This is a genomic window from Rhodococcus sp. WWJCD1, assembly GCF_002258735.1.
GTDB lineage: Bacteria > Actinomycetota > Actinomycetes > Mycobacteriales > Mycobacteriaceae > Rhodococcoides.
This window is the reverse complement of sequence record NZ_NOXY01000020.1, coordinates 256010-281159: the sequence shown is the minus strand read 5'-3', so window position 1 is coordinate 281159 and position 25150 is coordinate 256010. Positions and strand designations below refer to the sequence as shown.

The window sequence follows — 25150 nt, the reverse complement described above, 5'->3', positions numbered from 1 at the left end:
GCGGCGACCACCGAAGTGGTCGCCGCCGTTGTGTTCGGGGAGAGGATCAGAAGTTGATCATGTGGCCTGCGAGGCCGTGGATCGCTTCCTGCAGTGCCTCCGACAGAGTCGGGTGGGTGTGGACGTTGCGGGCCAGCTCGTTGACCGTAAGGTCCCACTTCTGGGCCAGGGTCAGCTCGGGCAGCAGCTCCGAGACGTCAGGTCCGATGAGGTGGCCGCCGAGAAGCTCGCCGTGCTCGGTGTCGGCAATGAGCTTGACGAAGCCGGTGGCATCGCCCAGGCCGTGTGCCTTGCCGTTGGCGGCGAACGGGAAGTTCGCCACCTTGATGTCGGATCCACGAGCCTGCGCTTCTTCGCGGGCCTGATCCTCGGTGAGACCGAAGCTGGCGACCTGCGGCTGGCAGAACGTCGCACGCGGCATCATGCGGTAGTCATCGATCGGCAATGTCTCTGCGCCGCCGATGGTTTCGGCAGCCACGACGGCCTGTGCCTCGGCCACGTGGGCGAGCTGAAGCTTGGCCGTGACGTCGCCGATGGCGTAGATGTGGGGGACGTTGGTCTGCATCGTGTTCGTGATGCCGATGGCACCGCGATCGGTGAGCTCCACGCCGGTCTTCTCGAGACCGAATCCTTCGACGCGAGGGGCGAAACCGACGGACTGCATCACCTTGTCGACGGTGAACGTCTCGCTCTCACCGGACTTGTTGTGCTTGATCTCGACGGTGACCTTGGAGCCGTCGTCGTCGATGCTCTGCACGCCTGCGCCGGTGATGACCTTGACGCCGAGCTTCTTGTACTGCTTCTCGATTTCCTTCGAGACGTCTTTGTCCTCGTTGGGCAGCGCCCGATCGAGGAACTCGACGATGGTGACGTCGACGCCGTAGTTCTTGAGCACGTAGCCGAACTCCATGCCGATGGCACCGGCACCGACGATGAGGATCGAACCCGGCAGATCCTTGGTCATGATCTGCTCTTCGTACGTGACGACGTTCTTGCTCAGCTCGGTTCCGGGGAGCAGCTTGGTGGTGCTGCCTGTCGCGATGATCGCGTTGTCGAACGTGATCGTCTCGGTACCGCCCTTGGTCAGCTCGACCTCGATGGTGTTGGCATCGGTGAACGTGCCCTGGCCGTCGTACTCGGGGATCTTGTTCTTCTTCATCAAGAAGTGGATGCCCTTGACGCGGCCGTCGGCAACCTTGCGGCTGCGGTCGAATGCCGCGCCGAAGTCGAAGGACGCTTCACCCGAAATACCGAACAGCTTGGCCTCTTTGGTGAAGAGATGCGCCAACTCGGCGTTACGGAGAAGGGCCTTCGAGGGGATGCAGCCGACGTTCAGGCACACACCGCCCCAATACTTCTTCTCGATGATGGCAGTGCTGAGTCCGAGTTGTGCCGCGCGGATAGCAGCGACGTACCCACCGGGACCGGCTCCGAGGACAACGACGTCATAGTGTGAGGTCACGAGGCCCCAGCGTAGTCGTGCTCTGCCGCACTGTCTCGACCTGGTCTTCGTTACCCGTCGGTAGCCTCTCGATCACCGGCCGACCCGAGGACGCGTCTGCTGCTAGAACTGTGGAATGGCAATTTCGGACGACCCGTACCTCTGGCTCGAAGACGTCACCGGCGACGCTGCGCTCGCGTGGGTGCGCGAGAAGAACGAGCTCACCGTCGAGGCGCTGAGCGGCCCGGGCTTCGAAACCACCGAGGCGAGCATCCGCGAGATTCTCGACACCGACGCCCGCATTCCGTACGCACGACGCCGCGGGCAGTTCCTGTACAACTTCTGGCGCGACGGCGAGCACATCCGCGGCCTCTGGCGTCGAACCACGATGGACGAATACCGAACCGAGAATCCGGTGTGGGACGTTCTGCTCGACCTGGACGTGCTGGCCGAGAGCGAGGGCGAGAACTGGGTCTGGGGCGGTGCCCAGGTGCTGCGGCCCGATCAGAAGCTGGCGTTGGTCACCCTCTCGCGCGGCGGAGCCGACGCGACGGTGGTCCGTGAGTTCGATCTCGACTCCCGCACGTTCCGCGCCCCGGAGGACGGCGGATTCGCGCTACCCGAGGCCAAGACCGACATCGGCTGGATCGATGCCGACACCGTCTTCGTCGGAACCGATTTCGGACCCGGTTCGTTGACCGGATCGGGTTATCCGCGGATCACCAAGCGGTGGCGGCGCGGCACTCCCCTCGTCGAGGCCGAGACCGTCTTCGAGGGTGAAGCACAGGACATCTCGATCTCCGCCTGGCACGATCGCACCCCCGGCTTCGAGCGCGACTTCGTCCAGCGGGCCACCGACTTCTACAACTCCGAGACCTACGTACTCGACGGGTCCACGTTGACCCGGATCCCGACGCCCACCGACGCGTCGACCTCGGTGCACGCGAGGTGGTTGCTGGTTCGGACCATGACACCGTGGACCGTCGGCGACGAAACTTATCCTGCCGGCGCACTGCTCGCTGCAGATTTCGACGAGTTCATGTCCGGCACAGCATCTTTGACGGTTCTGTTCGCCCCGGACGAGCATACTTCTCTACATCAGTACGCCTGGACCGAGAACTACCTGCTGTTGGTGACGCTGCAGGACGTACGAACGCAGTTGCACGTCCTGAACCCACGTGAAAAGGAGTGGGACGCCGGCACGATCGACGGGTTGTCGGACCTGACGTCCACCGAGATCGTCGGCACCGACGCCGAGGAGAACGGTGACGAGTTCTTCCTCTCTTCCTCCGGCTATCTCACTCCGGCGACGCTTTTGCTCGGCACGGTGGGAGCAGAACTCGAGATCCTCAAGCAGGCCCCGGCGTTCTTCGACGCCGACGGTATGACGGTGGAGCAGTTCTTCGCCCGCTCGGACGACGGAACGCAGATCCCTTACTTCGTCGTCCGCCGCGCCGATTCCGGGCCCGGTCCCACGCTCCTGTACGGCTACGGCGGCTTCGAGATCTCGATGACCCCCGGCTACAGCGGCGCAACCGGACGGGCGTGGCTCGAACGTGGTGGCACCTACGTCGTGGCCAACATCCGCGGCGGCGGCGAGTACGGGCCGTCCTGGCACACCCAGGTACTGCGCGCCGGACGCCATCTGGTGCACGAGGACTTCGCGGCTGTCGCACGCGATCTCGTCACCCGAGGCATCACCACCACCGATCGGTTGGCCGCGCAGGGCGGTAGCAACGGCGGCCTGCTGATGGGCATCATGGTGACGAAGTACCCGGAACTGTTCGGAGCGTTGGTATGTCAGGTCCCACTCCTGGACATGAAGCGATACCACCTGCTGCTCGCGGGCGCGTCCTGGGTGGCCGAGTACGGCGACCCGGACGACCCGGACGAGTGGGAGTTCATCTCGCAGTACTCCCCTTACCAGAACGTGGTGCCCGCGTCGGAGCGCCGGTACCCACCGATCTTGATCGCGACGTCGACGAGGGACGACCGCGTCCACCCCGGACACGCTCGCAAGATGGCCGCATCACTGGCCGAACTCGGCCACGACGTGAGCTACTACGAGAACATCGAAGGTGGACACGGCGGGGCGTCGGACAATGCGCAGTTGGCCTTCAAGACGGCGCTGACCTACGAGTTTCTGTGGCGACACCTAGGGGGAGACCGCTGATCACCCGGCGAGAGCGGCCTCGAACATCGGCCACGAGTTGTGCAGGTCGGTCTGCCAGTAACCCCACGAGTGGGTACCCCGGTCACGGAGCTCGAAATGAGCCGGAATGTCGAGCCGTTCGAGGGCGGTCTTCAAACGCCGAGTGCAGTCGCCGGTGGCCACCTCGATCGCACCGCCCACGACCATCTGGTTGAGCAGCACGAAGCCCGGTCCGTTGGGATTGGTGCCGTCCAGAGTGTCCGACGCCCCGGCCAGACCACTGCCGTTGGAGACGTACAGCGCTGTGCCACGCAGTCTTTCGGCATTGACCACAGCGTCGTTGCGAATCCAATCCGGGTCGTTGTCCGGTCCCCACATGTTCGCCACGTTCGCACCGAGCGCCATGGACACAACCGTCTTGACGTACGCCTTGCCCAACGCATCGGTCGTCGAAGCACAGCCGCTGTACGAGCCGACGGCCTTGTAGAGCCCCGGATTCCGAATCGCCAGATTCAGTACCGAGGTCGCCGCCATCGAGATACCGGCAATAGCATTGCGCCCATCGGTGTCCAGCAGGTCGTCGATGAGCGGGGGCAGTTCGTCCGCCAGGAACGTCGCCCACTTGTTGCGGCCGAGGACGGGATCGTCGTGCTGCCAGTCCGTGTAGTAGGAGTAGGCCCCACCCACCGGCGTCACCACGTTGACGTTCTTGTCGGCGAAGAAGGATACGACGTCGGTTTGGGTGTACCAGTCCATTCCGTCGGTTCCACCGCCCGCACCGTTGAGCAGGTACAGCGTGGGACTCGGCGCCGTCCGGTCGGGTGAGCGCAGAATCTCGAGGGGAATCGTTCGATCCATCGCCGCCGAGTGGACGAACGCGGTCATGGCCACGTCGTCGGTCGCCTCGGTGCGCACCACGTAGGACGATGTGGACGGAATCGACAGCGGGTCGATCGGCGTCGCGTTCGCGAGAGGGTGCACCACTGCCGTCATGCAGGCGGCTACACACAGAACGGCCAGTCTGCGCCCTGTGGACGACCGGACGACCCTCGTCCCACCCCTGCGTCGACGAATCGAATCCCCCACGCCGTTCATAGTCGTGCTCACTAACGTCGTCGAACAATTGTTGGTTCAAAAGCTTTCTACACCAAAACGAACCGAAAGTATGTAGAAATGACGAGTAGCGAGCGAAATACCGAAAGTTAATTCGAGTGAACTACTTGCGCATCCACTCGGCGACGAGGTCGGCCACCGCGGTGGGGTTACGGATCCAGCCGTTGTGACCGAGCGGCTCGTCCACGTGCTTCGAGGTGACGTCGGCACGAACGAGCTTGCGGACGAGGTTGTCCATGGAGCCGCGCGGTGCGAGGTCGTCACCTTCGATGGTCACCGCGAGCACCGGAAGCGTCAGCCGGCCCATGCGTTCCTCGTAGTCCATGTCCGCCCCCGCCGGCTCGATCGATCCGGTGCGCGCGAATCGGGACCAATCGTCGATCAGGACACGGGATTGACGACCGAAGCCGCCGATACCGATTCGGTCCCCCGGCCAGAATCCAGCGATGCTGCTGGTGATCGCCATGGCGGCCGCGCCCACGTACAGCGGAACGCCGCGGGTCGTGCCGAAGCCACGGTGATACGGCGACCCGGACGCCACCAGAATCAATCCGCCGAGCCTGCCACGGATACGGGCGGCGTACATCGACCCGAGCTGCCCACCCATGCTGTGACCGAGAAGGTAGGGCGTCGCCTCCGGGAACTGCTCCCGAACCACCTCGAAGATCGCCGGAAAATCGACCGACACCAATTCTTGGTAGCCGTACCGACTCGCCGAACTCGGTTTCGGGACACTGTCGCCCTGACCGCGTAGGTCGCCTATCGCGGCATGAAACCCACGCGCGACGAGCGCCTCGGCAAACAAGCGGTAGTAACCCCCGGGAATGCCGAGGCCGGGAAGAACGACGATCACAGGCGCATCGTCACGTCCTTCGCCGGGAAACAGTGACACCGGCACCGTCGAACCGTCGGGCATCTGAATCGGAACCGTCTGCATCGGCCCACCCTATGACGGAGCGGGCCTTCTATGACGGAGCGGGCTTTCGACTGCCCATCCCCCGAGGGGCTACCTCACCTGATGATCGGATGGGAGTTACCGGCCGCATCGACGACGTCGACTCAGATCGACCGAACCGCCGCCGAACAGTGCACTGTCTCAGGATATTTCGATCGAACGGATGACACCTCGAACGACGAGAGCCGGGTCCGACGGTACGTCGGGCCCGGCTCGAAGCCGTGGGTCAGGAAGCCATGAATCAGGTGGGGAGGCCGGGGACGTCGAGGGACGAGCCGGTACCTTCCGAGCTACCGAGAGCGAGCAGCTGCAGCAGGATTGTGAGCAATTCCATGAAAACTCCTTCGAGAGAGGGGGATTCGATGCCGCACAGCATCGTGAATCGTTGCAGGTTCGTCGGACGAGAGACTGCGGTCAGCCGTTCGGGCCTTCAGGCCCACGGCGCGGCGGTCGGCTAGTCCGAGGAAGAACTGATACCCGAGAAGAGCTGGAGGAGGATTGTGAAGAGGTCACCGAGTTCAGCGGACATGCGACAGACTCCTTGATAGAGGGGGATGTGCAGATCGAACGTGACGGTCGTCACTCGATTACCTCTGCAAGAAGATTTCTACCCGAACAGATAACGTTCTGTATACGCATTTGGAACTAAAAGTCGAAAATCTTAGTGAGCCATCACAAAACGGTCACGGTGCCGCCGATGCCGCGGCCGCCCCCCGACGGCGACCGCGGCACGTCACGCACTGTTTAAGCGGCGCTACCCGACGTCAGCACGCCGACGATCTGGTCGACGATCGCATCGACGATGCCGTCGTAGACGCCGGTGGCAATGTCGGAAATGAACTGCGCTGCTGAACCCATGGGATCTCCTGATGCTCGTGTGTACGTACAGCCGTAGGTGATACGACCTACCTCGTTCCTACCGCACACTCACCTCCGGTGCAGTACCCGGTACCAACTCGAGACCCCGAAGAGTCGGTACCGCAACGTTTTGCCGGAAAGCGCACCGCGTTCCGGTCGAAAACTATTCGCCGATCACGTCTTTCGCGCGACCTACGAGCAATGGGTCTGTTTCCCCGACTATTTCGGGGTCCTTGTTGGCGTAGTCGAATTTGTTGAGCACAAACCGCATCGCGTTGATGCGGGCGCGCTTCTTGTCGTTGCTCTTGACGACCGTCCACGGTGCGACGTCGGTGTCGGTAGCGCGAAAGTTCTCTTCCTTCGCAGCGGTGTACGCGTCCCACTTGTCCAGCGATGCAAGGTCCATGGGCGAGAGTTTCCACTGCCGCACCGGGTCCACCTGCCGAATGGCGAAGCGGGTGCGCTGCTCGTGCTGCGACACCGAGAACCAGAACTTGGTCAAGCTGATGCCCTCGTCCACGAGCATCTGCTCGAACAGTGGAGCCTGCCGAACGAACTGAGCGTGCTGCTCGTCGGTGCAGAAACCCATGACGCGCTCCACACCTGCCCGGTTGTACCAGGACCTGTCGAACATGACGATCTCGCCTGCAGCAGGCAGATGCGCGATGTACCGCTGGAAGTACCATTCCGTCGACTCACGGGCGGACGGCTTCTCCAGGGCGACGACACTGGCACCGCGGGGGTTCAGGTGCTCCATGAAACGCTTGATCGTGCCACCCTTACCGGCAGCATCACGGCCCTCGAAGATGATGACGTGACGTCGACCGGTCTCTTTGGTCCACATCTGCAGTTTGAGCAGTTCGATCTGCAGCAGGCGCTTCTCCAGGTCGTATTCCGCCCGGGTCATGCGCTCGTCGTACGGGTAGTTCTCCCGCCAGGTATCGACGACGTGCCCGTCGGGAACCGTCAGCAGGACGGGGTCGTCGTCATCGGAGTCGTCGACGGTGAAACCCGACGTATCGGCAAGATCCACGGCCGTGGTGACGTCGAGCAAGTCGCTCAGGTTGGTGCGCGAAGCCTCACCGTTGCGAAGATCGTTGGCGGTCATGTGCCGAAAGTTAGTGCTCCTCGGTGACCAATCCATGGCGATTCGGTGAACAGCCGACGCATCATCACATCGAGAGCGCTTCCGGTCCGCAAGGGGGACGGACCGGAAGCATCCGACACGTCCGACCGTAATCCTCGCCGAAGCCTCCGGTCCAGGGCTCGACCGGAAAAGTCGAGAATCTTGTTCGCGCTGCGCTTTCGGACCATCCGTTTATCGGGGTCGATATGGGTGAAACCCCCGATGTGCCGAAAGCCGTTGATGACGCAGACTTTTCATCATGACATTCGAGAGCGGTTCACCCAGAGAATTCACCCTGTCCAGTTCGCAGAAGATGATCGGAGGTGTGTGCGGCGGCATCGCCGAATATTTCGGCTGGGACGTCAATGTCGTCCGACTCGCCACCGTCGCCGGAGCGGTCCTGACCGGCGGTACCGTCGTGCTGATCTACCTTGCCGCCCTGATGCTGGTGCCGCGTCGCGCATGACAGCGCAGCCCGAACACGAGGAAGCCCCGGACCCGAACGAACCGGGCCGGGGCTTCGCGGCTAGCTGGCGCTGGAGATTCCCTCGGCGCTACCGGTGAACAGACCGGTGATCGCGTCGGAGATGCCTGCGGCGATGCCGTCGGTGATGATTCCGCCGAGGCCGCCGCCTTCGGTGCCGCCGCCGAGCAGACCGGTGATGAGATCGAGAAGCATGAGAATGGTTACCTTTCGAAGGCAGGACTGAGGCCCGGTCCGGACGTGTGACCAGGCGGGGTGAAACATAACGTTCCGCACACAACCTGGTCCACGGTTTCGGACAAAAAGGACCTACGGACTGTTTGACGACACGAAACCTACTCGTCGGAGCCGAATCTCATCGGCCGTCGTCACTTTCCTGTGATCAACCACCCGCACGGTGCCGCGAGTTCGTCGGCCGCGGCAGGACCCATCGAACCGGGTGCGTAACTCTGCACTGCGGGCGGGTCGTTCAGCAACGGCGCAGCCACGTCCCATACGTGCGCCAAACCGTCGGGCCGAGTGAACAGCGATCGGTCGCCGGCCAGCACGTCGAGAATCAGGCGCGCGTACGGGCTGAGCGGCTCGGCATCGGGCACCGACTCGAGCGGCAGCGCAAGGTGTCCGACGGACAGGTCGAAATCCGGACCCGGCTCCTTGACCGTCATGGCGATGTCGATGCTGCCGTCGCCGGAGAGGTCGAACGAGAGCACCGCGCCGTCCTCCGGCAGCTCACTCAGCGGACTGTCGGCCGGCTTGCGGAACACCAACGAGACGCGCTGTTCGCTGACACCCAGCATCTTTCCGGTGCGGAGCAGAAACGGAACCCCACGCCAGCGGTCGGTGTCGACCCACAACTTGGCTGCGACGAACGTGTCGACTTTCGAGTCCTCGTCGACGCCCTCGACGTCGCGGTAACCGTCGTATTGACCGAGGACCACTTCGGCTGTGTCCAGCGGCCGGAACTGGCCGATCACCGTCTCGCGAGCCGATTGCAGATCATCGGCCTTCAGCGATGCCGGCGGTTCCATCGCCACCTCGGCCGCGACCTGGAACAGGTGCGTGACGAGCATGTCCAGCACGGCACCGGTGGCGTCGTAGAACTCGGCACGGTCGTCGATGTCGAGCGTCTCGGGGACGTCGATCTGTACCTGCGCCACGTGCTCGGCGTTCCAGATGCCACTGATCATTCCGTTGGCGAACCGTGCCACGTGCAGGTTCTGTGTCGCTTCCTTACCGAGGAAGTGGTCGATTCGATAGACCTGCTTTTCGTCGACCACCTCGTGGACGGCCTTGTCGAGTTCCTCGAAGTTGCTCTGCGACGTGCCGAAGGGCTTTTCGTAGACCACCCGGGCACCGTCGGCGAGATCGTGTGCACCGAGGGCCTTCGTGTAATCGACGAAGGTGCTCGGCGGCAACGCGATGTAGTGCACCAACTGGGCGTCGTCGCCGATGTCCTTCTTCACCTCGGCCACGACCTCGGGCAGCTTGCCGGGATCGTCGACGGTGAAGCCGTTGCCCGCGAAGCGGATTCGCTCGGAGAATGCCGACCAATCGTCCTCGGCCACGTTCTCGACGAACTCGTCGAGAACGCTGCGGACATGATCGCGGAACTCGTCGTCGGACGAGTCCTTACGCCCGTTGCCGATCAGGACCCACTTCTCGGGCAGCAGGCCTTCGATGTGAAGTTGGTAGAACGACGGCAGGACCATTCGCTTCGCGAGGTCTCCGGTTGCGCCGAACAGGACGAATACAGTGGGTTGAGAGGACGCCATGACCTCCACTATGCACCGCACAGTTCGGGAGCGCACAGTGCTGACGAGGGAAGGGTGCACGATGACAAGATCACGGTTTCACGGTGAGATCTACGGGGTAGGCACAGCGTCGGGTGTGCGAATCGTCGTCGGGCATTGGACTCGATCGCCACTCGGCGAGTTCACCGACGTCATGATCCAATTCGCCGACGGTAGACGCCTGCTCGTCGCGCCCAACGAGGACGTTCGGGAGTTCGTCACCGCCACATACACCTTCGACGCCACCGAGATCGTGCCGGTGACATTCGCCGCTCAGCCCGACAACTGGCGGTCGGTGACAGCGGGTGATCTGTCCGTGAGAATCCGCGTTGCCGGACCCACCCTGCTCGGGCGCGCGCTGAGCCTCGTTCCCGACGCGGTGTCCACGGCGCCGTGGTTCTGCGCGATCAGCGACCCCATCGCCCGAGTGATACTGCGGGGAGTACGCACCCGCGGCAGCGCCGGAGGCGGCCGACGCGAGTACTACGGTGCGCGAGGGCAACACCGCGTCACCGACGTCTCGGCATCGTGGCAGGGCGAGGACCTCGGGACACTCACCCCGGTCACTCCCCCGGTGACCTTCGGCTTCGGCAGCACGCCCGCCGCACCGTCGGTCACCCTCATCACCACGACGATCGACGGTTAGACCACCGCCGCGCCGGACGCCCGCAGATCGTCGAGGGCCGCGGCCGAGGTCTCGGGCGCAACGCCCGCAACGAGGTCGGTGAGAACGCGGACGTCGAGCTTCTCGGTCACAGCGTCTTTCGCCGACGCCAGAACGCAGTAGTCGGTCGCAAGTCCGACGACGTCGATGGCCGTGACCTCGTTGGCGGCGAGTACCTCGGCCAGAGGTGTCCCGTCCTCGGTGACGCCCTCGAACGCGGAGTACGACGGCTTCCCCTGCCCCTTGTAGACGTGCACGTCGACCGAACCGGTCGCGTAGTCCGGGTGATACTCGGCTCCGACCGTGCCCGCCACACAGTGCACCGGCCAGGTGGTGACGAAATCCGGGGCGGCATCGGTAGCGAAGTGTCCGCCGTTGTCGCCCTCCGCATCGTGCCAATCGCGCGAGGACACCACGAGGTCGTACTCGTCGCCGTGACGCGCCAGGTACGCGCTGACCTTGCGAGCGACCTCCGCGCCGCCGGTCACCGCGAGCGCGCCGCCCTCGGTGAAATCGTTCTGCACATCCACTACCAACAGAGCACGTGTCATGGAGCCCAGTATCCTCGACGCGTGCGCATTTCGTCTCTGGTCACCTACCCCGTCAAGGGATGCGCAGGTGTCGCACTGAATTCGGCCTCGGTGAGTGCCACCGGGCTCGAACACGATCGGGCGTTCATGGTCGTCGACGACGACGGCGCTTTTCGCAGTCAGCGCAGCGATCCCGTTCTCGCGGTCGTTCGGTGCTCGATGACGGACGGGGCATTGACTCTCGAACACGCATCGGCAGGTTCGATGACCGTGTCTGTCGATCGGGACTCCGCGCCGCGCGACATCACGATGTTCCGCGCACCCATGCGAGGAATCGATCAGGGCGACGAGGTCGCCGCCTGGCTCACCGAGGTGATCGGAGAACCGTCGAGGCTGGTCGCCGCCCCACGCGGCCACGGCCGAGTCACCGATGGAATCTCACCCGGGTCAGCACAATTCGCCGACAGCGCCGCCGTGCACATCCTCTCGACCGCCACGCTGGCCGGTCTCAACTCCCGACTCGACATCGCACTGCCGATGGATCGATTTCGCCCCAACATCGTCGTCGACGGCTGGGAAGAACCGCATCGGGAAGACGAGGTTCGCGAGGTCGGGATCGGGTCCGCTCGCCTCGCGTACACCAAACTGGCCATCCGGTGTGCGGTGACGACGGTCGAGCAGACCACCGGTGAGCGGGGCGGCCCCGAACCCCTGCGCACCCTGGCCACCTATCGCCGCGCGCGGCAGAAGGGCGTGGCCTTCGGAGCGAAGTTCTCGGTGCTGCAGAACGGCACCGTGTCGATCGGTGACGAACTACACGTCGAGACCTGGGGCGCGTCGGAGCTCTAGCTCGAACGGCATGTGATTGGCCCAGCCGTTGCGCGCGCGCAGCGAAACCTGTTGCCCTGCTTGCACACTCACCGTTCTCCGGCCGGTGCCCAGCGCAGCGTTCGTGCCGCGGTACCGGATGAAGGCGGTGAGTTCGTGCCTACCCGGCTCGAGCGCATAGGTCGACGGCTCGGTCCACGACTGCCGATGCTCGACGCCGTCGATCGTGACGAACGGCCGTGCCAGCGTGCGCACCAGCGCCGCGTTCACCCAATGCGGAGCGAATTCGATCTCGATCAGGGCGACCATAGTTACCCAGAGTAACGGTATGGCTCAGGTGTGGTGCGCTGAGTGTCCACTATTCGGTTTCGCAGGCGGGTTTCCGCTTACGCGAAGGAATTGTGGACAATCACGTCACTTGCTCCGGTGACAATCAGCGCCGCCAACTGAATACGTGCCTGCCCCGCGCGCAGTTCCCGCGAGAACACTGCACCTGCATCGAGCAGATCGTGTCCACCTCCGCCGCCGCCGTACGTCGGTGAGGTCTCACCGAACGGCACCCGCGTCGTGACGACCACGTGCACCCCGGCCGCCACCGCCTCCTTCACTGCGTGCACGACTCCGGCATTGGTGTTGCCCGAGCCCAGCGCCTCGAGCACGATCCCCGACGCCCCGGCTTCACGGGCGGCGTCGATCTGCATACCGTCGGCACCGGGGTACAGGGCGACGATGTCGACCCGAATCCCGGCAACGGGCTTCCACTGCAGGGGTTTCGGCCGAGGAAGCGCCGCAGACCGAAACGCATCGAGCTCGGTGGTGTGCGTCTTGATGGCACCGCGGGCAGGCAGCACCCGTCCGCCGAAGGCGATCAGGACACCCTGCTCGGACTGCGCTGCCGCCACCGCTGCAGCGATATTGTTCGGACCGTCCGGATCGGGATGATCCGAGGTGCGCTGCGCACCGGTGAACACCACCGGACGCTCGTCGTCGTGGAACAGATCGACGTACAACGCCGACTCCTCCATCGTGTCGGTGCCGTGCAGCACCACCACTCCGACGCAGCCGTCCTCGGCCAGAGCGTCGGCCGTTGCCGTGCGAATGGTGTCGAGATCCGTGAAGTCCAGGGCGGAGCTGTCCTTCGACATCACCTCGCGCACTCGCACACCGTCGAGTTCGATCCCCGCGCCGGCAACCGGACGAGAGACCCCGTGCTCGTCTCGACTGCTGGCAATCGTCCCGCCGGTGGTCAACAAGGCGACATGCTCACTCACTGCGCGCCGCCACCTCTCGAATTCTGTTGCGGCACAGGTACCAACCGCCGATCAGCATCGGCGCGATGAGCAGGATCGACGCCACCGTCCAGGTTCCCACCGGTTTGTCGAAGGCCATCAGCACGAGTACACACGCCAGAAAGCCTAGCGTTGCGTATCCGGTGTACGGAGCACCGAACAGTCGGAATGCAGGTCGGGTGACCGCGCCGGTCTTGGACAGCGACCAGAACTTCAGCTGACACGCCACGATGACGGCCCAGGCGCTGATGATGCCGAGTGCAGCGAGGTTGAGCACGATCTCGAATGCCTGCGCCGGCACAACGGCGTTGAGGACGACGCCGAGCAATGTCACCACCGACGTCAGCGCGATGCCGCCGTACGGTACACCCGACTTGTTCATCCGTGCAGCGAATTTCGGCGCCGAGCCGGCGACGGCCATCGAATGCAGGATACGCCCGGTGGAGTACAGCCCGGCGTTGAGTGAGGACAGCGCCGCAGTGAGGACCACCAGATTCATGATCGCGTCGGCACCGTCGACGTCGATGGCTCCGAAGAACGTCACGAACGGACTCTCACCGGCCTGATAGGCGGTGTACGGCAACAGCAGTGACAGCAGCAGAACCGAGCCGACGTAGAACACGACGATGCGAACGATGACCGTGTTGATGGCCTTGGGGATGACCTTCTCCGGGTTCTGCGTCTCCCCGGCGGCTGTGCCGACCAGCTCGATCGAGGCGTAGGCGAACACGACGCCCTGGATCACGACGATCGCCGGCAACAGTCCGTTGGGGATGAGACCGCCGTTGTCGGTGAGGACGCTCAGACCCGGTTCCTGCCCGTCGATGGGCGTGCCGAAGATGACGTAATAGGTACCGATCGCCAAGAAAGTCACCAGCGCAACGACTTTGATGAGCGCGAACCAGAACTCCAGCTCGCCGAACACCTTGACCGACACCAGGTTCAAGCCGAGCACGAGCACCAAGCCTGCGAGCGCGAACACCCATTGGTCGACGTTGCCCAGTGGGGCCCAGTACTTCTTGAAGAAGTTCATGTACAGCGCGACGGCCGTGACGTCCACGACGGCCGTCATCGCCCAGTTCATCCAGTAGAGCCAGCCGGCGGCGAACGCGACCTTCTCCCCGAAGAACTCGCGGGAGTACGAGACGAACGATCCCGACGACGGCCGGTGCATCACCAGCTCGCCCAGTGCGCGCAGGATCAAGAACGCGAAGAAGCCGCACAGCGCGTACACGAGCACCAGGGCCGGCCCAGCGTCGTGCAGTCTGCCGCCGGCACCCATGAAGAGGCCCGTGCCGATAGCGCCGCCGATGGCGATCATCTGAATTTGGCGCGGGGCCAGCTCTTTTCGATACCCCAGGTCCTCTTCGCTGAAGGCCTGCTTCTGTGTCGGGTTCTCGGTGCTCATCGTGTCACCTCGTCGACGTCTCGGGAGCAACGGCATGCTCGGTGGGAGCCACCCGCAGGTTCGCGAGATGCTCGGGGCTCAGCAGTCGATCCAGCTCCTCGCGCGCCAGCAGGCCCTTTTCGAGTACGAGATCCACGACGTTGCGGCCACTGACCAGTGCTTCCTGCGCAATGGCAGTCGATTCCACGTATCCGAGGTAGGGGCTGAGCGCGGTGACCAGACCGATGGAGTTCTCCACGCGCTCACGCAGCAGGTCGACGTTGGCGGTGATGCCGTCGACACATCGATGCGCGACGGTGCGGCACGCGGCACTCAGATGCGCCATTCCGTCGGACAGGGATTTGACGATGATCGGCTCGAATGCGTTGAGCTGCAGCTGTCCTGCCTCGGCGGCCATCGTGATGGTGACGTCGTGGCCGATCACCTCGTAGGCAACCTGATTGAGTACCTCGGGGATGACGGGGTTCACCTTGCCGGGCATGATCGACGAACCCGCCTGCATCGGAGGCAGATTGATCTCGTTGAAGCCGGCGCGCGGTCCGGAGGACAGCAGCCGCAGATCGTTGCAGATCTTCGACAGCTTCACTGCGACTCGCTTGAGCACACCGGACAGGTGCACGAACTGCCCGACGTCCTGGGTGGCCTCGATGAGGTCCGTCGCGGTGACGAGCGGCAGGCCGGTGATGGTGCGCAGATGCGCTACGGCCGATTCGGTGTAGCCGGCGGGTGCATTGAGGCCGGTGCCGATTGCGGTGGCCCCGAGGTTGATCTCGTGGACCAGCAGTGCGGCTTCTTCCAGCCGTGAGCAGTCCTCGTCGATCATGATCGCGTAGGTGCCAAACTCCTGGCCGAGGGTCATCGGCACCGCATCCTGCAGCTGGGTGCGGCCCATCTTGACAACGGTGGCGAACTCGCTTGCTTTGCGGGAGAACGAGTCTCGCAACACCTTCATCGAGGCGATGAGCTCGTGCACGGCGAAGATGGTCGCGATGTTGACCGACGTCGGGTACACGTCGTTGGTGGACTGCGAGGCGTTCACGTGCTCGTTGGGGTGCAGCATGCTGTAATCGCCGTGCGAATGCCCGAGGATCTCCAGGGCGCGATTGGCGATGACCTCGTTGGCGTTCATGTTGGTCGAGGTGCCCGCGCCGCCCTGAATGACGTCGACGACGAACTCCTCGTGCCACTGACCGTCGAGGATCTCCTGGCACGCCGTGCGGATCGCTTCCCCGCGGGTGGCGTCGAGAATTCCGAGATCTTGATTGGCCGAGGCGGCCGCCCACTTCACCGCCGCGAGTCCGCGAACGAGGTGCGCGTTGGTGGAGATCGGGCGCCCGGTGATGGGGAAGTTCTCCAGGGCTCGCAGAGTGTGGATTCCCCAATACACGCTCGTCGGGATGTCACGTTCCCCGAGAAGATCCTTCTCGATACGGGTATCGGCCACAGTGCGCTCCTAGATGGGGGTGTCCAGCTGTCCGGCTGTCTGACAGGTATAGTGTGGCGCAGAACACCTCATCGGTCAACCCCACGCTAGGATCACGTTATGAACCTGTCGGACAGCTGGGCGGTCAGGCAGCCCACCACTGCGCGCATGAGCGCAGCCGAGGCGGTGTTCGCAGATCTACGCGCAGCTATCTCGTCGGGAGATCTCCCCGTCGGCCAGAAGTTGCCGTCCGAGGCGGCCCTTGCCGCCAGGCACAGCGTCAGCCGTTCCGTCATCCGCGAGGCTCTGCGCTCGTGCCATGCCCTCGGTCTGACCGAAACCAAGACGGGCCTCGGCACTTTTGTCGTCCGGGATCGGGTCGGCAGCGACCTCGACATAGGCAACTACGCCGCCCGTGAATTGATGGAGGCCCGCCCGCACGTCGAGATTCCCGCCGCCGGCTGGGCCGCGGAGCGTCGCACCGAGGAGGAGCTGACGGTGCTCGCCGGCCTGGCCGACGAGATGCGCTCCGAGGACGACCACGAGGCCTGGGTGCTGCTGGACGCGCAGTTCCATACCGCGATCGCGCGGGCGAGCAAGAACCGAGTGTTCGAGGCGATCATCGTCGACATCCGGGATGCGTTGACGCGGCAATCGGAGACGCTCAATCTCGTCGCCCACCGCCAGCAGCAGTCCAATGTGGAGCACGATGCGATCGTCGACGGCATCCGATCAGGCGAGTACGACGCGGCAGCACGCGCCATGACCGCGCATCTCGATGCGGTTCGGGGTGCAGTGGAGTCGCTCGCCGATCACCCATAACAGCCCGAGTAGCCCGTCCGACTAGGCTGCTTGCCGTGACGAAGGTATTGAACTCCCTCCCGGTCGGCGAACGAATCGGCATTGCATTCTCCGGCGGTCTCGACACCTCGGTGGCCGTGGCATGGATGCGCGAGCACGGCGCGATTCCGTACGCCTACACCGCAGACATCGGCCAGTACGACGAGCCGGATCTGTCCGATGTGCCCGAGCGCGGCCTGGCCTACGGGGCCGAGCAGGCGCGGCTCATCGACTGCCGTGAGCCGCTCGTCGAGGAGGGCCTGGCTGCGCTGACCTGCGGCGCATTCCACATTCGCTCGTCGCTGCAGACGTACTTCAACACCACCCCGCTCGGCCGTGCGGTGACCGGCACGATGCTGGTTCGCGCGATGGCCGAAGACGGCGTCTCGATCTGGGGCGACGGTTCGACGTACAAGGGCAACGACATCGAGCGGTTCTACCGCTACGGTCTGCTCGCCAATCCGCAGCTGCGCATCTACAAGCCCTGGCTCGACGAGGCGTTCGTCGCCGAGCTCGGCGGCCGCCACGAGATGTCGCAGTGGCTCACCCAGCGCACCCTCCCCTACCGAGATTCCGCCGAGAGGGCGTACTCCACCGACGCCAACATCTGGGGTGCCACCCACGAAGCGAAGAAGCTCGAGTACCTCGACACGTCCCTCGAGATCGTCAGCCCCATCATGGGCGTCAGGTTCTGGGACCCCGAGGTGGAGATCGCTCCCGAAGAGGTCACCGTCGAGTTCGAGCGCGGCCGCCCGGTGCGGATCAACGGCAAGAGCTTCGACAGCCCCGTCGACCTCGTCATGGAAGCCAACGCCATCGGCGGACGCCACGGCCTCGGCATGAGCGACCAGATCGAGAACCGCATCATCGAAGCCAAGAGCCGCGGCATCTACGAGGCCCCCGGAATGGCGTTGCTGCACATCACCTACGAGCGCCTCGTCAACGCCATCCACAACGAGGACACCGTCGCCTCGTACCACAACGAGGGCCGTCGACTCGGGCGCTTGCTGTACGAGGGACGCTGGTTCGACCCGCAGGCGCTGATGCTGCGCGAGGGTCTGCAGCGCTGGGTCGGCAACGTCGTCAGCGGCAGTGTGACGGTGCGTCTGCGCCGCGGCCAGGACTTCACCATCGTCGACACCCAGGGCACCAACTTCAGCTACCACCCCGAGAAGCTGTCGATGGAACGCAGCCAGGGCCAGGCGTTCTTCCCCGGCGACCGCATCGGCCAGCTGACGATGCGCAACCTCGATATCGCCGATTCCCGCAGCAAACTCGAGCAGTACGCCGCGCAGAATCAGCTCACGGCCTGGGGCGACCTGATCGGCGAACTGCCCGCAGGCGGAGCCGACGCCATCGCCGCGAGCAGCCCCGGGAGCTCCGTGGACTCCTCTGCACTCGACCACGCCGCCATCGAGTCCGGCACCGACTGATCGTTTTGAGCCGAACTCGAAGTTATGGACGGATTTCCGCTGATTTCCGTCCATAACTTCGAGTTCGGCTACTCCTCGGGCTCCGTCAAACCCTGATGCTCGTCGCGCTCAGCCCACTCGAGAAGCTCGTCGATGGCGAACACCGCATCGTCGATGCCGGCGTGCAGGTCACCCAGATCGGCGAATCTGGCGGGCACTGTGTAGATCGTGAATTCGCGCGGATCCACGCTCGCTACTTCGTCCCACAAGATCGGCGTCGACACCGTCGCCTGCTGATTTCCGCGAACCGAATACGCGCTGGCGATGGTGTGATCACGGGCATTCTGGTTGTAGTCCACGAACAGTTTCGCCGGGTCCCGATCCTTGCGCCACCACGTGGTGGTCACGTCCTCCGGTGCGCGACGCTCCACCTCACGCGCGAAAGCCAGTGCAGCCCTTCGCAAGTCCTTGAATCCGTAGGCCGGGTCGATCCGAACGTAGATGTGCAGGCCGTGACCTCCCGAGGTCTTGGGCCAGCCGACGGCACCGAGATCGCTCAGTACCTCCTGAACGACCCCGGCCACGCGTCGGACTCGGTCGAAGGAACAGTCGGGCATCGGATCGAGGTCGATGCGCCACTCGTCGGGCATTTCCACGTCGGCGCGGCGACTGTTCCACGGATGAAATTCGACGGTCGACATCTGCACGGCCCAGGCCACGTGCGCCAGTTCCGTCACACACAGCTCGTCCGCGGTGCGGTTGTAGCGGGGAAACGTCACCTGTACCGTCTCGAGCCACGGCGGCGCGCCGTTGGGCACGCGCTTCTGGTGCACCTTGTCGCCGGCCAGGCCCTTGGGAAAGCGGTGCATCATGCACGGGCGTTCCCGTAGCGCGCGCACGATGCCGTCGCCGACGCTCAGGTAGTAGTTCACCAGGTCCAACTTCGTGGCACCGCTCTTGGGGAAATACACCCGATCGGGATTGGAGATGCGAACGATGCGGTCACCGACCGGTAACTCGATCGACGGTGAGCTACTGGCCATGAGATCGAGGGTATGCGATCAAGAACGCAGCGTGATGCCGTAACGGTCTCTTTTGCGGTAGATGGTCGCGCGGCTCATGCCCAGCTCCTCCGCCGCCTCGCTCATCGTGATGCCGGGGCGCGTGAGCACGCGGATCATCTCGTCGCGCTCGAACGTCTCTATGCGGGTGAGCCGATGGGTGGTGTGTGAGAGCACCTCCGGCGGAAGGTGTTCGACGCCGATGACATCGGCTCGAATCGCGGCGTGGTGCATCACCGTCGCCACTTCCGCCACGTTGCCCGGCCAGGCATATTCACGTAATGCCCGCTGGGCCGCGCCGGTCAGCGTGACTGCCCGGCCGCGCACCCGGCCCGCCAGGTGCAGTGCGAGCGGCGCGATATCGTCGGGCCGATGCCGAAGTGCAGGCAATTCGACGACCGTGCGCAGCAATCCGGCCAGTGCATGCGGCACGTCGTCGTAGTTCGATGCCGTCACGGTCACCGGTACGCCTGCTCCCGCGCGGCGCAGTAGCTCGGCCAACGTATCCGCCGCGCGGGCGGGCAGCCTGTCGACGTCACGGATGACCACGGCAGTATCGGGTTTCGGCAATTCGGGAGTCCACAGGTCGAGCCAAGCTTCGGCGTCACGGGCAGCGGGTGCACCGGCACTGAGGATCCGGCCACGGGGCCGCGATGCCCGTAGCGCTCGGGCCAGGACGGTGGCTCGACCCGATCCTGCCTCGCCGACCATCAATACCGAACCATGATCGGCCAGAGCCGATCTCGCGGCGCCGAACGCGCTGCGCCACGCCGGCGAGAGGTCGTCGACGATGCCGGATCCCGCTCCGCTGTGCGCGGTCTCGACCCGGAACACCTCACCGCGCGGAGCCGGCCGAGGCTGCTGGCCCTGCGACCGTGCGAGCATCATGGCCGAGGTGTTCCCGGCCGCCGATTGAGCAAGGGCCAGAAGCAGATCCGACGACGACTGCGACCACGTCGTGAGGTTGACGCACCCCTCGACCCGGCCGGTCAGTGGATCGAGCACCGGAGCGGCCGCACACGTGTACCCGGCCAGCGACAGTGAATAGTGTTCGTCGGCTCTGACCACCGCGGGCACCCGATCCGCGAGCGCCAGCGCGAGTCCGTTGGTCCCCGTCTGATCCTCGGCATACGAGAACCCGGGTGCCAGATGGACGCGATCGAGGGCGGCGAGCAACTCACGGTCGGCACTCACCCGATCCAGCACGAGGCCATCGGCATCGGTCAGCATCATCGATACCGGCTCGTTCGCCAACGTGTCACGCAGGCCGTCGAGCACTTCCCGGCCGCACCGGTAGAACAGGGATTCACCGTCGTAGGTTCCCGAGAAGACGGGAGCAACCTCGTCCAGCGAGACGCCGTACCGCTGACTGCGGTGCCAGGACGCGAGAAGACGGTGTGAGACGGCAGCGAGGGGCTCCGAGTGGAGTCGGGCTCGCGCGAGACCCTCCGATTCAGCCATGTGACCCACGTTACATTCGCAAGTCGCAATACCGATCTGTCGATCGTCTCGAATTGAGACAACGAGAGGTCCTGGAGGCGGCCTCACCGCCTTACCGTCGTGCACAGACAAACGTGACCCACGTCACGAACCGCACTTCGGGAGGCTCACGCATGTACACGAAAAACGGCGAAAACTTCTTCATCGTCGACGCCCACATCGCCTTGTGGGACGCGCGGCAGGAGAACCAACGCAACATCCATGGCAAGCAGTTCATCGACTGTTTCTACGACTATCACCGCAACCTCTCGCCCGAGAGCGAGCTGTGGACGTACGACGAGTACCTCTACCAGGGTGGCGAGCGGCTGATGCACGACCTGTTCGACATCGGATACGTCGACCACGCGATCTTCCAGCCGGCGCACCTCGGGGAGTTCTACAAGACCGGGTTCGGGCAGACGGAGGAAGCGTCGGCACTTGCCGCCGCACACCCGGACAAACTGACCTACAACCATCACTTCGACCCCCGCAACGGTGAGCGTGGCCTCGACCAACTGCGTGCCGACGCGGAACGCTTCGGACTGAAGGGCGTCAAGCTCTACACAGCCGAGTGGCACGGCGACTCCCGCGGCTACAAGCTCGACGACGACTGGACGCGGCGCTACCTCGAAGTGTGCCGCGAGGTCGGCATCAAGAACATCCACGTGCACAAGGGGCCGACCATCCGCCCGCTCGATCGCGATGCATTCGACGTCGCCGATGTCGATCACGTGGCCACCGACTTCACCGATCTGAACTTCGTCGTCGAACACTGCGGACTGCCCCGGCTCGAGGATTTCTGCTGGATCGCCACCCAGGAGCCCAACGTGTACGCCGGCCTCGCCGTGGCCATTCCGTTCATGCACACGCGCCCGAAGTACTTCGGTCAGATCATGGGTGAACTGCTGTACTGGCTCGGCGAGGACCGCATCTTCTTCTCTTCCGACTACGCGCTGTGGACACCCAAGTGGCTGGTCGAAGGATTCGTCGACTTCCAGATCCACGAGTCCCTCGACGAATACGCACCCATCACGCTCGAGCAGAAGAAGAAGGTGCTCGGACTCAACGCCGCCAAGCTCTACGACATCCCGGTGCCCGCCGAGCTGCAGCTGCCCGACGCCGACGAGACCGAGACCGGTCCTCGTCAGCCCGAACGCGCCGACCTCGCGGCGGTGTGACATGACGACCGCTACGACTACCAGGAAGGACGAGGCCTACGCCGCCCTCGGTGTCGTCCTGGATCCTGAATTGGACGAGCCCATCACCGATCTCGGCTTCGTGCGATCCCTCGAGGTCGACGACGGCACGGTGCACGTTCATCTTCGACTGCCGACGTCGTTCTGTTCGCCGAACTTCGCGTATCTGATGGCGGGAGACTCCAAGGACGTGCTGACGGCGTTGCCGTGGACCGAGCGCGTTCTCGTCGAACTGGACGATCACCACGACTCGGACAAGATCAACGCCGGCCTCGCCGCCGACGCAGGTTACCGAGGCACGTTCGGGCACGAGGCCGAGGAGGACCTCGAGGAATTACGAGCGACGTTCCGCCGCAAGGCCTATGTGGCGGCGATGGAACGCTCGCTCATGGCATGGTTGCGCGCCAATCCAGACTCGACCGAAAACGACTTGGCCGCAGTGGTTCTCGGAGATCTTCCGGATGATCGCACCTCGACCGCGCTGCTTCGCCGACGCGAGGCACTCGGCCTCAGGGTCGATCCGGCCGCTCCAGCTCTGGTCGATCACGCGGGCCGTCCACACACCGGAGATCTGACGATGGTGATGCGGCGCGCCCGCGCCACCCGCGTCTCGATCGACGGCAACGCGCACTTCTGTCGCGGACTGCTGCAGACCCGCTACCCGGGGTCGGAGGAGCAGCAAATACCTCGGATGGAAGGCGCGTTCATCCCCCTCACCACCCTCACCGTCCAGCACAGCACTACACAGGAGCAGTCACGATGAGCACGATGCGCGCAGTCCAGGTGGTCGGGTACCACAGGAATCTGGAGATGACCGAGGTTCCGATTCCGGAAGTACAGGGCCCACTCGACGTCATCGTCAAGATCGGCGGGGCCGGCGTGTGCCGCACCGATCTGCACATCCTCGAAGGCCAATGGGCCGAAAAGTCCGGCGTCACACTGCCGTACACGATCGGGCACGAGAACGCCGGGTGGGTCCATGCCGTCGGCTCGGCGGTCACCAACGTGCGCGAGGGCGACAAGGTGATCCTGCATCCGCTGGTGACATGCGGGTTGTGCCGCGCCTGCCGGTCCGGAGACGACGTCCATTGCGAGACGAGTGATTTCCCCGGCATCGACACCAACGGCGGGTACGCGGATTATCTGCGGACCAACGCCAGGACAGTCGTGAAGATCGACGATTCACTCGAACCGTCTGCCGTCGCCGCGCTGGCCGATGCCGGTCTGACGGCGTACCACGCGGCGGCGAAGGCGGCCAGGCGTCTGACGCCGAGAGACAAGTGCGTCGTCATCGGAGCAGGCGGTTTGGGCCACATCGGCATTCAGGTACTCGAGGCGCTGTCCCCGGCCGAGTTGATCGTCATCGACCGCAATGCCGATGCCGTGAAGCTGGCGCTCACCCTGGGCGCAGATCACGCGGTGGTCGCCGACGGTACCCAGGTCGATCAGGTCATGGAACTCACCGGCGGATTCGGTGCCGAGGTGGTACTCGACTTCGTCGGCGAAAATGGCTCCACCGCAGAGGGATTGGCGATGACCAGACGGGCCGGTGACTATCACGTGATCGGCTACGGCGAGAACGTCGACGTGCCGACCATCGACCTGGTCTCGGCGGAGAAGAACATCGTCGGCAATCTCGTCGGGTCCTACAACGACCTGTGCGATCTGATGTCCCTCGCCGCACGCGGTGCCGTGAATCTGCACACGCAGACCTACTCGTTGGACGACTTCCAGAGCGCCATCGACGACCTCGACAACGGACGGGTTCGCGGCCGCGCGATTCTCGTACCGTGAAACCGGGTAGTACCAAAAGCCGTCACCACAACTACCGTCACATCGAACACAGGGAGCAACGTTGATCTTCATCACCGCCAAGTTCAAGGTCAAGCCCGAGCACGCCGACAACTGGCCCGAGATCTCACGCGATTTCACCGAAGCGTGCCAAGCCGAAGAAGGATGCCTCTGGTACTTCTGGTCGCGCACCCTCGACGACCCCACCGAGTACGTCCTGGTGGAGGCCTTCAAGGATCCCGATGCCGGTGCGACGCACGTGAACTCGGATCACTTCAAGCAGGCGCAGAAGGACCTCCCGCCGTACCTGCAGGAGACGCCGAAGATCATCAGCCAAGAGGTGGACGGCACCGACTGGAACGAACTGGGCGAGCTCGCGGTCGACTAGTCCCTTTCGCGATCCCGGACCACCTGGCCCAGCGTCACGATGGCGTCGGCGAACTGCCCGGGCAACTCCTGAGGCGGGTTGTGGCCGCAATCGACCTGACGAACATCGATCAGATCGGTGAAGTGCGCCGCGTGGTCCGGGCTGCCGTACAGCGAGGCAACGGTGTCCTCGGTCGGATCGATCACGACCGTGGGCACCGTGATCCTCGGTTGCCGCGTCAGCAACTCCTGCGTTTCTGCATAGGCCGCATCCCCGGCCTCGATGCCGTATCGGTGACGGTAGGAATGCACGGACACGTCCACGAAGTCGGGGTTGTCGAACGACGGTGCGGTGGCCGCGAATTCGGAATCGCCGAACCTCCAGGTCGGCGACCAATCCGTCCACAGTGTCTGCGCGATCTCGGTGCGGTAGGCCGCGAGCCCGGCGCGGCCCCGCTCGGAGTGCAGGTAGTACTGATACCAGTACCGCTTCTCGAGGTGCGGCAGCACGGGCGTGGATACGGCCGCGGCGATGTTCTGCACCAGATATCCGGACACGCTCACCAGGCCCGACACCAACTCGGGCCACAGCGCGGCGACGACGCACGCCGCTCGCCCGCCCCAGTCGTAGCCGGCGACGATGGGTTGGTCCAGCTCCAGCGCGAGGATCAACTCGCGCAGGTCGTGGCCGATCGCGGCCTGCTCACCGGAGCGCATCGTGTCCGCGTCGACGAACCGGGTGGGTCCGAAGCCGCGTAGGTACGGCACCACCACGTCGTAACCGGATTCGGCGAGCAGCCTGCCGACGTCGTCGTAACCGCGCGGGTCGTACGGAAACCCGTGCATCAGCACCACCGAACGACCGGACGGGTCACCGACGCGGTCGTAGGCCACATCCAGCACCCCTGCACGAATCATCATGGGTCCATGCTCGCATTGCGGGG

At 64.3% G+C, this 25150-nt stretch carries 24 protein-coding genes; 10 read left to right on the top strand and 14 right to left on the bottom strand.

Features of this window, described 5'->3' with window-relative positions:
• Positions 1-46: 46 nt before the first annotated feature.
• Positions 47-1462 carry a dihydrolipoyl dehydrogenase gene (lpdA, locus tag CH286_RS13610; protein ID WP_027498423.1) on the bottom strand — a complete coding sequence of 472 codons (1416 nt, stop codon included), beginning with the start codon at positions 1460-1462 and terminating at the stop codon, positions 47-49.
• A gap of 115 nt (positions 1463-1577) precedes the next feature.
• Here lpdA and CH286_RS13605 point away from each other — a divergent pair, with 115 nt between their 5' ends.
• Positions 1578-3614 (top strand): prolyl oligopeptidase family serine peptidase, encoded by a 2037-nt coding sequence (locus CH286_RS13605; RefSeq protein WP_094609457.1) that lies wholly within the window; start codon positions 1578-1580, stop codon positions 3612-3614.
• Here the strand turns inward: CH286_RS13605 and CH286_RS13600 are convergent, their stop codons facing one another.
• The 3 genes from CH286_RS13600 to ppk2 all read right to left on the bottom strand — a co-directional run bounded on the left by CH286_RS13600 (position 3615) and on the right by ppk2 (position 7627).
• Positions 3615-4586, bottom strand: a complete 972-nt coding sequence (locus CH286_RS13600; protein ID WP_176458234.1) for an alpha/beta hydrolase — start codon at positions 4584-4586, stop codon at positions 3615-3617.
• A gap of 223 nt (positions 4587-4809) precedes the next feature.
• The gene (locus tag CH286_RS13595; RefSeq protein ID WP_032401795.1) at positions 4810-5643 is read right to left on the bottom strand and encodes an alpha/beta hydrolase family protein; all 834 of its coding nucleotides are present in this window, start codon (positions 5641-5643) and stop codon (positions 4810-4812) included.
• 1039 nt (positions 5644-6682) lie between these two features.
• Positions 6683-7627 carry a polyphosphate kinase 2 gene (gene ppk2, locus CH286_RS13590; RefSeq protein WP_052058199.1) on the bottom strand — a complete coding sequence of 315 codons (945 nt, stop codon included), beginning with the start codon at positions 7625-7627 and terminating at the stop codon, positions 6683-6685.
• A 277-nt stretch (positions 7628-7904) separates the two neighbouring features.
• On the opposite strand from ppk2, the gene CH286_RS13585 reads away from it, so the two are divergent.
• Positions 7905-8111, top strand: coding sequence for a PspC domain-containing protein (locus tag CH286_RS13585; protein WP_032380296.1), 207 nt, complete (start codon positions 7905-7907; stop codon positions 8109-8111).
• A 60-nt stretch (positions 8112-8171) separates the two neighbouring features.
• On the opposite strand, the gene CH286_RS27845 is transcribed toward CH286_RS13585, so the two are convergent.
• Positions 8172-8324, bottom strand: a complete 153-nt coding sequence (locus CH286_RS27845) for a hypothetical protein (protein WP_155289203.1) — start codon at positions 8322-8324, stop codon at positions 8172-8174.
• Between the two features lie 173 nt (positions 8325-8497).
• Positions 8498-9901 carry a glucose-6-phosphate dehydrogenase gene (locus tag CH286_RS13580; RefSeq protein WP_094609615.1) on the bottom strand — a complete coding sequence of 468 codons (1404 nt, stop codon included), beginning with the start codon at positions 9899-9901 and terminating at the stop codon, positions 8498-8500.
• Positions 9902-9962: 61 nt separating this feature from the next.
• On the opposite strand from CH286_RS13580, the gene CH286_RS13575 reads away from it, so the two are divergent.
• Positions 9963-10565 carry a hypothetical protein gene (locus CH286_RS13575; protein WP_037148802.1) on the top strand — a complete coding sequence of 201 codons (603 nt, stop codon included), beginning with the start codon at positions 9963-9965 and terminating at the stop codon, positions 10563-10565.
• On the opposite strand, the gene CH286_RS13570 is transcribed toward CH286_RS13575, so the two are convergent.
• Positions 10562-11134, bottom strand: a complete 573-nt coding sequence (locus CH286_RS13570; RefSeq protein WP_032380294.1) for an isochorismatase family protein — start codon at positions 11132-11134, stop codon at positions 10562-10564. The genes CH286_RS13575 and CH286_RS13570 overlap by 4 nt on opposite strands.
• Positions 11135-11155: 21 nt before the next feature.
• Here CH286_RS13570 and CH286_RS13565 point away from each other — a divergent pair, with 21 nt between their 5' ends.
• Positions 11156-11962, top strand: coding sequence for an MOSC domain-containing protein (locus CH286_RS13565; protein WP_094609456.1), 807 nt, complete (start codon positions 11156-11158; stop codon positions 11960-11962).
• Here the strand turns inward: CH286_RS13565 and CH286_RS13560 are convergent.
• The 4 genes from CH286_RS13560 to aspA all read right to left on the bottom strand — a co-directional run bounded on the left by CH286_RS13560 (position 11927) and on the right by aspA (position 16082).
• Positions 11927-12250 carry a hypothetical protein gene (locus tag CH286_RS13560; RefSeq protein ID WP_052058201.1) on the bottom strand — a complete coding sequence of 108 codons (324 nt, stop codon included), beginning with the start codon at positions 12248-12250 and terminating at the stop codon, positions 11927-11929. The genes CH286_RS13565 and CH286_RS13560 overlap by 36 nt on opposite strands.
• Before the next feature lie 77 nt (positions 12251-12327).
• Complete coding sequence (locus tag CH286_RS13555; protein ID WP_032401792.1) at positions 12328-13212, bottom strand: asparaginase; 885 nt, start codon at positions 13210-13212, stop codon at positions 12328-12330.
• Complete coding sequence (locus tag CH286_RS13550; protein WP_032401791.1) at positions 13205-14638, bottom strand: amino acid permease; 1434 nt, start codon at positions 14636-14638, stop codon at positions 13205-13207. The genes CH286_RS13555 and CH286_RS13550 overlap by 8 nt, the downstream gene beginning before the upstream one ends.
• Before the next feature lie 4 nt (positions 14639-14642).
• Positions 14643-16082, bottom strand: coding sequence for an aspartate ammonia-lyase (gene aspA / locus CH286_RS13545; protein WP_094609455.1), 1440 nt, complete (start codon positions 16080-16082; stop codon positions 14643-14645).
• 99 nt (positions 16083-16181) lie between these two features.
• Here aspA and CH286_RS13540 point away from each other — a divergent pair, with 99 nt between their 5' ends.
• Together CH286_RS13540 and argG are read left to right on the top strand one after the other, a co-directional pair.
• Positions 16182-16883 (top strand): FadR/GntR family transcriptional regulator, encoded by a 702-nt coding sequence (locus CH286_RS13540; protein WP_032401790.1) that lies wholly within the window; start codon positions 16182-16184, stop codon positions 16881-16883.
• A 35-nt stretch (positions 16884-16918) separates the two neighbouring features.
• Positions 16919-18334, top strand: a complete 1416-nt coding sequence (gene argG, locus CH286_RS13535) for an argininosuccinate synthase (RefSeq protein WP_094609454.1) — start codon at positions 16919-16921, stop codon at positions 18332-18334.
• A gap of 68 nt (positions 18335-18402) precedes the next feature.
• Here the strand turns inward: argG and ligD are convergent, their stop codons facing one another.
• Together ligD and CH286_RS13525 are read right to left on the bottom strand one after the other, a co-directional pair.
• On the bottom strand, positions 18403-19356 hold the full coding sequence (ligD, locus tag CH286_RS13530) for a non-homologous end-joining DNA ligase (protein WP_094609453.1): 954 nt from the start codon (positions 19354-19356) through the stop codon (positions 18403-18405).
• A gap of 18 nt (positions 19357-19374) precedes the next feature.
• Positions 19375-20835, bottom strand: coding sequence for a helix-turn-helix domain-containing protein (locus CH286_RS13525; protein WP_032402072.1), 1461 nt, complete (start codon positions 20833-20835; stop codon positions 19375-19377).
• Positions 20836-20987: 152 nt separating this feature from the next.
• On the opposite strand from CH286_RS13525, the gene CH286_RS13520 reads away from it, so the two are divergent.
• The 4 genes from CH286_RS13520 to CH286_RS13505 all read left to right on the top strand — a co-directional run bounded on the left by CH286_RS13520 (position 20988) and on the right by CH286_RS13505 (position 24228).
• Positions 20988-22031 (top strand): amidohydrolase family protein, encoded by a 1044-nt coding sequence (locus CH286_RS13520; RefSeq protein ID WP_032401787.1) that lies wholly within the window; start codon positions 20988-20990, stop codon positions 22029-22031.
• A gap of 1 nt (position 22032) precedes the next feature.
• Positions 22033-22812, top strand: a complete 780-nt coding sequence (locus tag CH286_RS13515) for an iron-sulfur cluster assembly protein (RefSeq protein WP_094609452.1) — start codon at positions 22033-22035, stop codon at positions 22810-22812.
• A 5-nt stretch (positions 22813-22817) separates the two neighbouring features.
• The gene (locus tag CH286_RS13510) at positions 22818-23843 is read left to right on the top strand and encodes an NAD(P)-dependent alcohol dehydrogenase (protein ID WP_094609614.1); all 1026 of its coding nucleotides are present in this window, start codon (positions 22818-22820) and stop codon (positions 23841-23843) included.
• A 61-nt stretch (positions 23844-23904) separates the two neighbouring features.
• Positions 23905-24228 carry a putative quinol monooxygenase gene (locus CH286_RS13505; protein ID WP_027498443.1) on the top strand — a complete coding sequence of 108 codons (324 nt, stop codon included), beginning with the start codon at positions 23905-23907 and terminating at the stop codon, positions 24226-24228.
• Here the strand turns inward: CH286_RS13505 and CH286_RS13500 are convergent.
• Positions 24225-25127 carry an alpha/beta fold hydrolase gene (locus tag CH286_RS13500; RefSeq protein ID WP_094609451.1) on the bottom strand — a complete coding sequence of 301 codons (903 nt, stop codon included), beginning with the start codon at positions 25125-25127 and terminating at the stop codon, positions 24225-24227. The two genes, CH286_RS13505 and CH286_RS13500, sit on opposite strands and share 4 nt — an antisense overlap.
• Positions 25128-25150: the final 23 nt, after the last annotated feature.

Coding starts and splice junctions, on each gene's coding strand:
- ppk2 (WP_052058199.1), bottom strand. CDS start 7,627: ATGACCGCCAACGATCTTCGCAACGGTGAGGCTTCGCGCACCAACCTG.
- CH286_RS13585 (WP_032380296.1), top strand. CDS start 7,905: ATGACATTCGAGAGCGGTTCACCCAGAGAATTCACCCTGTCCAGTTCG.
- CH286_RS13580 (WP_094609615.1), bottom strand. CDS start 9,901: ATGGCGTCCTCTCAACCCACTGTATTCGTCCTGTTCGGCGCAACCGGA.
- CH286_RS13605 (WP_094609457.1), top strand. CDS start 1,578: ATGGCAATTTCGGACGACCCGTACCTCTGGCTCGAAGACGTCACCGGC.
- CH286_RS13520 (WP_032401787.1), top strand. CDS start 20,988: ATGTACACGAAAAACGGCGAAAACTTCTTCATCGTCGACGCCCACATC.
- CH286_RS13560 (WP_052058201.1), bottom strand. CDS start 12,250: ATGGTCGCCCTGATCGAGATCGAATTCGCTCCGCATTGGGTGAACGCG.
- CH286_RS13550 (WP_032401791.1), bottom strand. CDS start 14,638: ATGAGCACCGAGAACCCGACACAGAAGCAGGCCTTCAGCGAAGAGGAC.
- CH286_RS13500 (WP_094609451.1), bottom strand. CDS start 25,127: ATGATGATTCGTGCAGGGGTGCTGGATGTGGCCTACGACCGCGTCGGT.
- CH286_RS13570 (WP_032380294.1), bottom strand. CDS start 11,134: ATGACACGTGCTCTGTTGGTAGTGGATGTGCAGAACGATTTCACCGAG.
- CH286_RS13575 (WP_037148802.1), top strand. CDS start 9,963: ATGACAAGATCACGGTTTCACGGTGAGATCTACGGGGTAGGCACAGCG.
- CH286_RS13600 (WP_176458234.1), bottom strand. CDS start 4,586: ATGACGGCAGTGGTGCACCCTCTCGCGAACGCGACGCCGATCGACCCG.
- CH286_RS13595 (WP_032401795.1), bottom strand. CDS start 5,643: ATGCAGACGGTTCCGATTCAGATGCCCGACGGTTCGACGGTGCCGGTG.
- CH286_RS13525 (WP_032402072.1), bottom strand. CDS start 20,835: ATGGCTGAATCGGAGGGTCTCGCGCGAGCCCGACTCCACTCGGAGCCC.
- CH286_RS13540 (WP_032401790.1), top strand. CDS start 16,182: ATGAACCTGTCGGACAGCTGGGCGGTCAGGCAGCCCACCACTGCGCGC.
- ligD (WP_094609453.1), bottom strand. CDS start 19,356: ATGGCCAGTAGCTCACCGTCGATCGAGTTACCGGTCGGTGACCGCATC.
- CH286_RS13510 (WP_094609614.1), top strand. CDS start 22,818: ATGCGCGCAGTCCAGGTGGTCGGGTACCACAGGAATCTGGAGATGACC.
- CH286_RS13515 (WP_094609452.1), top strand. CDS start 22,033: ATGACGACCGCTACGACTACCAGGAAGGACGAGGCCTACGCCGCCCTC.
- CH286_RS27845 (WP_155289203.1), bottom strand. CDS start 8,324: ATGCTTCTCGATCTCATCACCGGTCTGCTCGGCGGCGGCACCGAAGGC.